1 pseudogene is annotated in these 671 nt (G+C 72.4%); it reads left to right on the forward strand.

Annotation, left to right across the window (positions count from 1 at the left end):
- Nucleotides 1-671, forward strand: a pseudogene (locus tag ETD85_RS62635) (hypothetical protein); the annotation flags it as partial.

Raw genomic sequence — 671 nt, forward strand, 5'->3', positions numbered from 1 at the left:
GGACGACATCGTGGTCACCCCCCTCGGCCACCCCACCCTGGCCTCCTCCTCCCCTCAGCCCATCTCGGCCCAGACCGGCAGCACCCTGGCCTCATCCCTCATGCACGCCCCAGCCCAGGGCAGCACCGCCACCAGCCACGCCACGACCACAGCCCGAACCGCAGGCAGCCGGGTCCTCAAGACGGCGGCGGCCTCCGTCTCCCAGAACCAACAGCAGGCCGTCCAGGGACGAGTGGCGCTCATCGGCGTGCCCGGCCTCGAATGGAGCGACCTCGACCGATCCCGTACGCCGGCCCTCTGGCAACTCGTCGGCCAAGGCTCCTCCGCCTCGCTCTCGACCCGCGCCGTCCCGCCCCCGGACCGCGGCATCACCTGCCCTGTCGCAGGCTGGCTGACGGTCTCAGCAGGCCAGCGAGCTGGTACGGCGGGCAAAGGCTGCCCAGCGCCGCCCGCCCCTCAAACCGCAGGCCAGGGCGCCACGGTCCCGAACTGGCCGGACCTGACCGCGTACCAATCCGAAACCGGATACAACGCCCAGATCGGCACCCTCGGCCAGCTCGTCACCGACGGCGGGGGCAAGGTCGCCGCGATCGGACCCGGCGCCGCCATCGGCGCGGCCGACAAGACCGGAAATGTCGCCAAATACGCCCCCACCCTCGACGCCCTCGGCG

Source organism: Nonomuraea zeae, from assembly GCF_005889725.1.
GTDB lineage: Bacteria > Actinomycetota > Actinomycetes > Streptosporangiales > Streptosporangiaceae > Nonomuraea > Nonomuraea zeae.